Here is a 9013-nt window from a genome sequence, read left to right as displayed (position 1 = left end):
CGTCGCGGTGTCCGGTCGGGCAGCAACGGCTCCAGCCGTGCCCACTCCGCGTCGGTCAAGTCGTGGCGATCAAGCACAGAAGAGATCTACCGCAGCCGACCCGCATGATCCACGGGACACGCTCTAACGTGCCTCGCGTCGATCACACCGGCCGTTACCCCGCGGCACGGGGTCACCCACTGTCATGTCCGGGGGAACCCGGCCACCACGTCGAGCAGCGCGTCCACGTCGTCGTCGGTGTTGTGGCCGTGGCACCCGGCCCGCACGCCGCCGACGCCGGCGCCGCCGCGCAGCGAGACGTGCACCCCGGCCGCCCGGAGCCGGTCGTGCAGCGCCTGCTCGGCAGGCTCCCCGCCGGGCAGGCCGAACGTGACGATCGGCGAGCGGGTGCCGACCGGGGTGAGCGGCGCGGCGCCGAGCCGGACGAGGCCGGCTCGCAACCGGTCGGCCAGCCGCAGGGCCCTGCGTTCGACCTGATCGGCACCGGAGGTGAACAGGTCGCCCAGCGCGACGTCGAGCCCGACGGCGCCGAGCCAGTTCGGGGTGCCGCCGAGCTCGAGGGCGTCCCCGTCGGCCCGCAGGCCCGGCAGGTCGTGGGCGGTGCGGGTGCGGTCGCGCAGGACGCTCTCCCAGCCCGCCGCGGGTTCCGGGAGCGCGAAGTAGCCCTGCCACGGCGGCCGCAGCCGGTCCCGCAGCCGGTCGCTGGTCCACAGCAGACCCAGCCCGAACGGGTTGCGCAGCCACTTGTGCCCGCCCGCCGCGTAGGCGTCCACCCCGGCGGGGGCGGGTGACGTCCGCAGCACGCCGGCCTCCTGGATGCCGTCCACCAGCACCAGCGCGCCGACCCGGGCCGCGACATCGGCGACGCCGGCGAGATCGGTGGGGGCTCCGGAGACCTCCTGCACGGCGCTGCACACGACCGCCCGCGTGCAGGGCCCCACCGCGGCCGCCACGTCCGGGACGGCGACGGCGCCGCCGCGGGACGGCACGGACCGCACCCGCACGCCCCGGCGGACCTGCCCCTGCCACAGGGCGGTGAGGCCGAGGAACTCGCAGTCGGGGATCAGCACCTCGTCCCCGGAGCGCAGGTCGAGGCCCGCGGCCACCAGGCCCAGGCCGTGGGTCGTGCTCTCCACCAGCGTGACGGCGGCGGGCGGGGCGGCCAGCAGCCGGGCCGCCGCCCGGCGGGCCCGGTCCCGGCGCTCCAGCCAGGCCAGCGCCAGCGCCGTGGCGCCCGCCGGGCCCGGCACGCTCAGCGTCGTGGCCGCCTCGCGTACGGCCTCGACGGTCCGCGCCGCAGGCGGACTCGCGCAGACGTGGTCGAGGAAGTGCACCGCCCGGTCAGCGGCGGCTCGTGGGCGGGGCCGCCTGCTCCCCCGCGTCCTCGGCCTCGAGGACCCGCTGCTCGGCCTCCCATGCGCCCTCGTCCATCGTCTCCCGGCCCCAGCCGGTGACGACCGCGACGAGGAAGACCAGCATCAGCGCCCAGCAGTACACGACGTAGGGGACCAGGTGCACGGCGTCGAAGTTCTCGAGGTTCGCACCGCGGACCGTGTCGGCCACCAGCGCGAACGGGATGAGCACGGCGATGCTGTAGGGCAGGAAGCCGATGATCGTGGTGGACGCGGCGTCCAGCACGTTGCCCCGCCGCCACGGGGCGATCCGGAACCTGTGCCCGAGCCGCCGGACGTAGGGACCGAGCATGACCATCGTCGGGGTGCCCGCGGTGGTGAGCGCGTTGACGCCCAGCGCGAGCAGGTACATCGTCACCTCGGCGCTGCGCGGGGTGCGCGCCAGCCGACGGGAGCGCACGATCAGCCACTCGATGAGCCCGCCCGCGCGGAACGTGCCGATCATGCCCATCAGGAAGATCGTGAACACCGCGATGCCGACGAACCCGGACATGCCGTCGACGACCACACCGCTCGCGGTGAACGTCGAGCCGTCGACCGAGAGCAGGTCCGACCAGCCGAGCAGGCCGGTGACCAGCCCGAGCACGAGCCCGCACGCAGTGCTCAGCAGCAGCGCCGACACGAAGTGCCACTGCCGGACCATCAGCACGACCAGCAGCGCGGGCGCGAGCAGCATCACCAGGCCGTCGGGTGCGGCGTCCACCTCACCGCGCCCGGCCCCGCCGAACCCGGCCAGCCCCACCACGACGTAGACAGCCAGCGTGATCCCGCCGGCCACCGCGGCGTACTTCAGCCGCGACCGGACGACCTTGGGCACGTCCGTGCCCTGCGAGTACGCCGACACGATGGTGGTGTCCGAGACCGGGGCGAGGTTGTCGCCGACGAACGCACCGCCGATGATCGCGCCGACCACGAGCAGCGGGTCGGCCCCGATCGCGAAGCCCGCGGGGAACAGGATCGGGGTGACCGCGAGGATCGTGCCCACCGACGTGCCGGTGGACAGCGACAGGATCGACGCGGACAGGAACGTCACCAGCGGCACCCACGACGCCGTCAGGCCCACCGCCGTCGCGACCCAGACGAGGCCCTCGATGACGCCGGTCTGGTTGAGCATCGTGCCGAACACCCCGGCGAGGAACCAGGCGAGCAGGATGACCGCGAGCATCGGCGACGCGATCCCGGAGATCAGCGCCTCGACGTACTCCTTCTGGCTCCGGGCCAGCAGCAAGCCGACGAAGAGCCCCAGCAGCACCATCGGCCAGAACGCCTCCGGCAGCGCCAGCCCCTTGAAGCCCAGCACCAGGATGCCGGCGAGCATGACGAGGAACGGGACGAACAGCGCGGGCACCCCGCCGCGCAGCTGCAGCCGGGCGGGGGCCGCCGGCCGGGACGCGGGAGGTGGAGACGCGGCGGGCTGGGACATGGTCGTTCCCCTCGGCCACCGGCCACCGCTCGGACGGCCACGACGGGTGGATCCGATGCAGCAGCCGTTCACCATCACTAAACGAACTGCGACGATATGACCGGCCGGCGGCAGGTGTCAACGACTGCCTACGATCACCGGCGGCGGCGGGAGGAGCGGCATGGTCGGGGTGCGGATCCGCGAGCTGCGCACCGGCCGGGGCATGACGCTGACCGAGCTGGCCCGCACGACCGGCCTGTCCCCCGGCCTGATCAGCCAGGTCGAACGCGGCCTGACCGACCCGAGCCTGGAGACACTGCGCCGGATCGCGCGCATCCTGGACGTGCCGCTGTTCAGCCTCTTCCGGGAGCCGGACGCGGAGTCCGGGGCCGTCGTGGTGCGCCGGGACCGCCGGATGCAGGTGAGCTCCCCGCACGGGGGGATCAGCTACCAGCGCCTGTCACCGGGGTCCGGCAGGCTGGAGCTGCTCGAGGGCACCCTCGAACCGGGCGCGGCGTCGTCGGCCACACCCTGGAGCCACCCGTCGGAGGAGTGCGTCACGGTCCAGGAGGGGCGGCTGCTCGTCGAGGTCGGGACGGAACGCCACGAGCTCGCGCCCGGCGACAGCTGCTACTTCGACTCCCGCTCGCCGCACCGCTACGTCAACCCTACGCAGCGGCCGACGGTCTTCCTGATCGCGATCACGCCGCCCAGCTACTGACTATTTAGCTACAGTGAAATCCATGACCGCCGTCTCCCCAGCCGCCTTCCGCAGCCGGTTCCCCGCGCTCGCGGAGTCGGTCCACCTGGCCAGCTGCAGCCAGGGCGCGCTGTCCACCGATCTCGTCGCGGCGACGAACGAGCTGCTGTGGAGCATGCGCAGCCACGGGGCGCCGTGGGACCGCTGGGTCGGAGTGGTCGAGGAGGCCAGGGCGGCGTTCGCGCGCACGATCGGGGCCCGGCCCGGGGAGATCGCCGTGCTGTCCAACGCCTCCGAGTGCGCCTACCAGGTGGCGTCCACCCAGGACTGGTCCCGGCGGAGCCGGATCGTCTGCACCGACATGGAGTTCCCGTCCGTCGCCCACGTGTGGCTCGGGCAGCGCCCCCGCGGCGCGCAGGTGCGCCACGTCGCCGAGCGGGACGGGTGGGTGCCGGCCGACGACCTCGTCGCGGCGATCGACGAGGAGACCGCCCTGGCCTCCTGCCCGCTCGTGTCCTACCGCAACGGCGCCCGCCTCCCGGTGGCGAAGGTGGCGGCCCGGGCCCGGGAGGTCGGGGCGAAGGTGTTCGTCGACGCCTACCAGGCCGCGGGCGTCGTCCCGATCGACGTCCGCGAGCTGGACTGCGACTACCTCGTCGCGGGGGCGCTGAAGTACCTGCTCGGGCTGCCCGGTGTCGCGTTCCTGTACGTCCGCGACGGGGTGCACGACGACGTGGCGCCGCAGCTGACCGGCTGGTTCGGCCGGGTCGATCCGTTCTCGTTCGACCCCCGGTCCCTGGACCACCCGGCCGATGCGCGCCGGTTCGAGGTCGGCACCCCGTCGGTGCCGTCGGCGTACGGAGCCGTGGCCGGCATGCGCGTGCTCGCCGCCGCCGACCCGGCCGCCGTCGAACGGCACGTCGCCGGCCTCGTCGACGACCTGTCGGCCCGGCTCGTCGACGCCGGCGAGCAGCTGTGGATGCCGGCGGAGACCTCCGCCCGCGGCCCCATGGTGGCGCTCGTCGACGACGACCCGAACCGGCTCGCCGGGTGGCTCGCGCAGCGCGGGATCGTCACGAGCCCGCGCGGGCACGTCCTGCGGTTGTCGTTCCACTACTACAACGACGAGTCCGACGTCGCGGCGTTCTGCTCGGCACTGGCCGAGTACCGCCGCGGCTGATCGGGGTCGGTCAGCAGGCGGGCGAGCCCGGCGCCCACCGCCAGCACGCTGATCGTCGTGGCCAGCACCGTCGTCACCCCCCACCCGTCGGCGATCACCCCGAACAGCGGCGACAGCAGGCCCCCGGCCGACAGCGTGAGGCCGAGGGTGACGCCGCTGGCGGTGCCGACCCGGTTCGGCAGGTAGTCCTGCGCGAGCGTGATCTGCGCGGCGAAGGGCACGAACATCGCCGTGCCGAGCACGAGCGCACAGATCAGGACACCCGCGATGTGCGGGACGACCACGACCCCGACGGCGGCGGGCACGCACCCGAGGTAGCCGAGGCGGATCGTGGGGATCCGCCCGCGGCGCTCGGCGAGCCTGCCGCCGGCGAGCGTCCCCACCACGCCACCCGCGGTGAACGCCGTGAGCGTCGCGGCCCCGGTGCTCGCCGACACGTGGAACCGGGTGATGACGTCGAGTGCCACGAACGAGCCGACGACCACGTACGGGATCGACCAGCACACCGACAGCGCCGAGAGTCGCCCGAACGCGCGCCAGTCGTCGCGCCCCGCGGGCTGCACCGCGGAACGTGCCGCGCCGGGCACCCCTGCTGCCGCCCCCGCGCGCCGGGTGAGCAGCAGCGCCGCGACCATCACGAGGGCCATCACCACGGCCGGGAGGACGAGGAGCCAGGTGCCGGACATACCGGTGCCGTCGAGCACGAACGCCACGGCGAGCGGGGCCACGGCCGTCCCGATCATGCCGCCGACCGAGAAGTTGCTCATCGCACGCGTCGAGCCGCCCGCCACCGCGCGGGCCGCCTTCGCCGCCGCCGGGTGGTACGCCGCGCTCCCCAGGCCGCACACCGCGATCGCCGCCCACGTCCAGGCGTAGGAGTCGGCCAGCCCGGACACGCCGAGACCGACCGCCGCCTCCAGCATCCCCGCGGCGACCAGCCACCGCATCGGCCACCGGTCGGTGAGAACCCCGAACAGCGGCTGCGTCAGGCTCGCGAGCCCGGTCGCCGCCAGGGTGATTCCGGTGACCAGCGCGTAGCTGTAGCCGCGCTCGGCGACCAGGAACGGCAGCACGGCCGGCACCGCCCCCTGGTAGAAGTCGTTGACACCGTGGCTCGCGGTGAGCAGCCCGAGCGCCTTCCGGTTCCGCATCGCACACCTTTCCTCGTCATCGGAGGTCCGAGGACTGGGGTGGAGCCGGGGCGGGAATCGCCACCCCGGACCCCTACTGCCCGGCCTGGGCCAGCGGCACCGGACGGGTACGCGCGCTCCAGCGGCCGTCGCGCCGGCTGATCGCGATGGGATGGCCGAAGCACCGGCTGACCAGTTCGGTGGTCAGCACCGCGTCGGCGGGCCCCGCGGCGAGACACCGCCCGGACCGCAGCAGCATCGCGTGGGTCGTGCTCGCCGGGAGCTCCTCGAGGTGGTGGGTCACCAGCACCGACGCGAGCGACGGGTGCTCGGCGCGCAGCGCGTCGAGGCCGTCGATGAGCTGCTCGCGCGCGGCGAGGTCCAGGCCGGTGGCGGGTTCGTCGAGCAGCAGCAGCCGCGGGCTGGGCATGAGGGCGCGGGCGATCAGCGCGCGACCGCGCTCCCCCTGGGACAGCACCGGCCAGCGCGCGTCGCGCCGCGCGCCGACGCCGAGCAGGTCGATCAGGCGATCGGCCTCGGCCAGCTGCTCGTCGCTCGGCGCCCAGCGCGGGACGAGCTCGGCGGTGTTGGTCAGGCCGGTCAGCACGACCTCGCGCAGTGTCAGCGGCGACTGCAGCGGGTGCCGCGGGTTGACGTGTCCGAGGTGGGACCGCAGCTCCCGGACGTCGACGCGGCCGAGGCGCCGGCCCAGGACGTCGACCTCGCCGCGCGTCGGGTGCGTGAGCGCCCCCATCAGGCCGAGCAGCGTGCTCTTGCCGGCGCCGTTCGCGCCGAGCAGCGCCCAGTGCTCGCCGCGCTGCACGATGATCGACACCGACCGGAGCAGGTGGGTGCCCTCCCGCACGAGGTCGACGTCCGCCACCCGCAGCACCGGCCCCGTCTCGGCAGGCTGTGCGCCGCTCACCGCTCCCCTTCCTCGGCCTCGACGAGGTCCATGACGCCCTGCAGGTTCTCGATGGTCGCGGCGATCGCGCCCTCGACGTCTCCCCGCTCCAACGCCGTCAGCAGGTTCTCGTGCGCATCCGACGTGTCCGGCCGCTGCGTCTCGTGGCGCTCCAGCTCGACCAGCGCCTCCCGGATCACCGGCAGCACCGAGGTGAACAGGTCGGCGAGCACGGGGTTGCCGGCCAGCTCGACGATCGCGCGGTGGAAGCGCAGGTCGGCGTCGACGAACGTCGTCGGGTCGCCGGCGGCCAGCGCCTGCCGGCGCGACAGGGTCTCGCGCAGCACGTGGATGTCCTCGGGACGGACGCGCCGGGCCGCCAGCCGCGCCGCCTCCACCTCGAGCGCGCGCCGCACCTCGTACACCTCGCGGAGCCGGGCGCGGCGCAGCATCGTCGCGAAGTCCGCACGAGCTGCGGCGGCGTCGGCGACGAACGTGCCCGAGCCGTGCCGCACGTCGAGCACACCGTCGCGGGCCAGCAGGCGCACCGCCTCGCGCACGGTGGACCGCCCCACCCCCAGCTCCTTGGCCAGGTCGACCTCGTTCGGCAGCCGGTCCCCGACGTGCCACCGGCCGGCCCGCACCAGGTCGCGCAGCAGCCGTTCGACCTGCGGGACGACCGGGCCGTGCCGCAGCCCCGGCATCCGCTCCACGCTCACCTCCCGATCAGCGGCGAGCGTAGCAAGTCCTCAGACGTCTCATCTGGCGAGCACCCGCGGGCGCTACCCGTTCTCGGGCGCCCGCAGAATGGGTTCCGAGTGGTGTGCAGGGTCCTTCGGGCAGACCCAGCTCGCCCGGCCATCCAGCCAGGTGGCACTCAGCGGGTGCTGGTGCCCCGGGCAAGCGGGCAGTGCCGCTCCGCGGGTCGCCTCGACGACATGATCCTGGATCTGGTTCGCGGTGGCGACGATGGCGTCCTCGCGCGACACTCCGACCGTGAAGTACACGCCGCCGGCGTCTGCGTTGTCGGGTGCCTTGCCCAACGTGATCCGAAGATGGTGGATGCCGTCCGGGTCTGTGAAAGGGGGAGTCTTTTCCTCGTAGCGATCGACGCCGAGCACCCGCCACGCAGGCCCGCCATCGACCATCATGCGCGACAGCACCTCACGGGCGAGGTCGCGCGCGAACTCCCGCTCGTGAACCATTCAGTATTAATACACGAGCCGGACTGATCCGGCAAACGTGACGGATGCGGTACCGCCACTGCCGATGTTGTGACGGAACGTCAGGTAGTCCTGGTAGTCGAGGATGTCGTTGACGTAGACAGGGTTCATCGTTCCGTGCAGCGTATAGTCGGAAGGCACGAAGTGGTTCCGATTCTTCGATTGCTCAGCGCCATTGCGCCACCAGCGGAAGGCCGTCCTCGGTCACCCAGCTCGCGGCGATGGCCCGCATGCGTGGGGACAGGTTGTAGTGCCAGTTGACGACGCCGTACGTGGGGAAGCATTGGAACCGGAGCTGCCAGGTCCCGTTCGCGTCCGAGAAGGGAATCTCGTCGCCACAGCCGATGGTTTGGATCTCCCACTCAGAACCCTGCCGGATGGTACCGCCGCCGAGTTCTTGCCGGATGGCCTCCGCCTCCGCCTCCGTGATCGGCTGATCCATGCTGAGGGTCACGAAGTCGTTGATGCGTACCTCGCTCACCATGACCACCTGATGGGCAGACTCGGGAGCGGCAAGAACTGACAGTAGGCAGACCAGGAGCGCGACGAGGAACATTCGTAGCCTGACACCTGCTGAACCAACCATGAGGGCTCCTCGTGCATGAGGTAGAGCCTCGCTCTCCACGGATCTCATCGGGAAATGAGAGGAGACGGTAACTAGTGTTGCGTGTCGTAAGTGACTTTACGATGGCTGGTTGAGACAATGCCGTATGCCGACTGCTGCTCGCCTGGAGGTCCGGGGCAAAGACAAGTCGACGCTGCGTTCCTGGGTGCGGGCTTCGGGCATCCGGGCCGGGCTGGCGCAGCGGGCGCGGATCGTGCTGCTGGCCGGCGAAGGCCACTCGAACACCGAGATCGCGACCCGGGTAGGGGTGAGCCGCCCGACGGTGATCCACTGGCGGGATCGCTACGCGGAGGGCGGGTTGGCCGCGCTCGAGGACCGCAAGCGTTCGGGCCGGCCCCGCCACGTGGACGAGGCCGAGGTGGTCGTGGCGACGTTGAACCCGCCGCCGCAGCGGCTCGGGGTGACGCACTGGTCGAGCCGGCTGCTGGCCGACGAGC

At 72.8% G+C, this 9013-nt stretch carries 10 protein-coding genes; 3 read left to right on the top strand and 7 right to left on the bottom strand.

Annotated features, from left to right (window positions below; translation table 11 throughout):
* Window positions 1–182 precede the first annotated feature (182 nt).
* Together KME75_RS37010 and KME75_RS37005 are read right to left on the bottom strand one after the other, a co-directional pair.
* Window positions 183–1334 (bottom strand): aminotransferase class V-fold PLP-dependent enzyme, encoded by a 1152-nt coding sequence (locus KME75_RS37010; RefSeq protein WP_219419605.1) that lies wholly within the window; start codon window positions 1332–1334, stop codon window positions 183–185.
* 7 nt (window positions 1335–1341) lie between these two features.
* Window positions 1342–2835, bottom strand: coding sequence for a Na+/H+ antiporter NhaC family protein (locus tag KME75_RS37005; RefSeq protein ID WP_219419604.1), 1494 nt, complete (start codon window positions 2833–2835; stop codon window positions 1342–1344).
* Window positions 2836–2995: 160 nt separating this feature from the next.
* Here KME75_RS37005 and KME75_RS37000 point away from each other — a divergent pair, with 160 nt between their 5' ends.
* Both KME75_RS37000 and KME75_RS36995 read left to right on the top strand, forming a co-directional pair.
* Window positions 2996–3535 (top strand): helix-turn-helix domain-containing protein, encoded by a 540-nt coding sequence (locus KME75_RS37000; protein ID WP_219419603.1) that lies wholly within the window; start codon window positions 2996–2998, stop codon window positions 3533–3535.
* Between the two features lie 22 nt (window positions 3536–3557).
* Window positions 3558–4694, top strand: coding sequence for an aminotransferase class V-fold PLP-dependent enzyme (locus KME75_RS36995; RefSeq protein ID WP_219419602.1), 1137 nt, complete (start codon window positions 3558–3560; stop codon window positions 4692–4694).
* On the opposite strand, the gene KME75_RS36990 is transcribed toward KME75_RS36995, so the two are convergent.
* The 5 genes from KME75_RS36990 to KME75_RS36970 all read right to left on the bottom strand — a co-directional run bounded on the left by KME75_RS36990 (window position 4631) and on the right by KME75_RS36970 (window position 8507).
* Complete coding sequence (locus KME75_RS36990) at window positions 4631–5845, bottom strand: MFS transporter (RefSeq protein ID WP_219419601.1); 1215 nt, start codon at window positions 5843–5845, stop codon at window positions 4631–4633. The genes KME75_RS36995 and KME75_RS36990 overlap by 64 nt on opposite strands.
* A 73-nt stretch (window positions 5846–5918) precedes the next feature.
* A complete protein-coding gene (locus tag KME75_RS36985; protein ID WP_219419600.1) occupies window positions 5919–6749 on the bottom strand; it encodes an ABC transporter ATP-binding protein in 831 nt (276 codons plus the stop codon).
* On the bottom strand, window positions 6746–7432 hold the full coding sequence (locus KME75_RS36980; RefSeq protein WP_219419606.1) for a FadR/GntR family transcriptional regulator: 687 nt from the start codon (window positions 7430–7432) through the stop codon (window positions 6746–6748). Before KME75_RS36980 ends, KME75_RS36985 begins: the two co-directional genes overlap by 4 nt.
* A 78-nt stretch (window positions 7433–7510) precedes the next feature.
* Window positions 7511–7933 (bottom strand): hypothetical protein, encoded by a 423-nt coding sequence (locus tag KME75_RS36975; RefSeq protein ID WP_219419599.1) that lies wholly within the window; start codon window positions 7931–7933, stop codon window positions 7511–7513.
* 184 nt (window positions 7934–8117) lie between these two features.
* Window positions 8118–8507, bottom strand: coding sequence for a hypothetical protein (locus KME75_RS36970; RefSeq protein WP_219419598.1), 390 nt, complete (start codon window positions 8505–8507; stop codon window positions 8118–8120).
* Between the two features lie 154 nt (window positions 8508–8661).
* Here KME75_RS36970 and KME75_RS36965 point away from each other — a divergent pair.
* On the top strand, window positions 8662–9013 hold a 352-nt coding region (locus KME75_RS36965; protein ID WP_219419597.1), incomplete at its 3' end, for a helix-turn-helix domain-containing protein.

It is taken from the genome of Pseudonocardia nigra, from assembly GCF_019396355.1.
In the GTDB taxonomy this organism is placed as follows: domain Bacteria; phylum Actinomycetota; class Actinomycetes; order Mycobacteriales; family Pseudonocardiaceae; genus Pseudonocardia; species Pseudonocardia nigra.
This window is presented reverse-complemented; position numbering and strand designations above follow the sequence as displayed.

Coding starts and splice junctions, on each gene's coding strand:
- KME75_RS36995 (WP_219419602.1), top strand. CDS start 3,558: ATGACCGCCGTCTCCCCAGCCGCCTTCCGCAGCCGGTTCCCCGCGCTC.
- KME75_RS37000 (WP_219419603.1), top strand. CDS start 2,996: ATGGTCGGGGTGCGGATCCGCGAGCTGCGCACCGGCCGGGGCATGACG.
- KME75_RS36980 (WP_219419606.1), bottom strand. CDS start 7,432: ATGCCGGGGCTGCGGCACGGCCCGGTCGTCCCGCAGGTCGAACGGCTG.
- KME75_RS37005 (WP_219419604.1), bottom strand. CDS start 2,835: ATGTCCCAGCCCGCCGCGTCTCCACCTCCCGCGTCCCGGCCGGCGGCC.
- KME75_RS36990 (WP_219419601.1), bottom strand. CDS start 5,845: ATGCGGAACCGGAAGGCGCTCGGGCTGCTCACCGCGAGCCACGGTGTC.
- KME75_RS36975 (WP_219419599.1), bottom strand. CDS start 7,933: ATGGTTCACGAGCGGGAGTTCGCGCGCGACCTCGCCCGTGAGGTGCTG.
- KME75_RS36970 (WP_219419598.1), bottom strand. CDS start 8,507: ATGTTCCTCGTCGCGCTCCTGGTCTGCCTACTGTCAGTTCTTGCCGCT.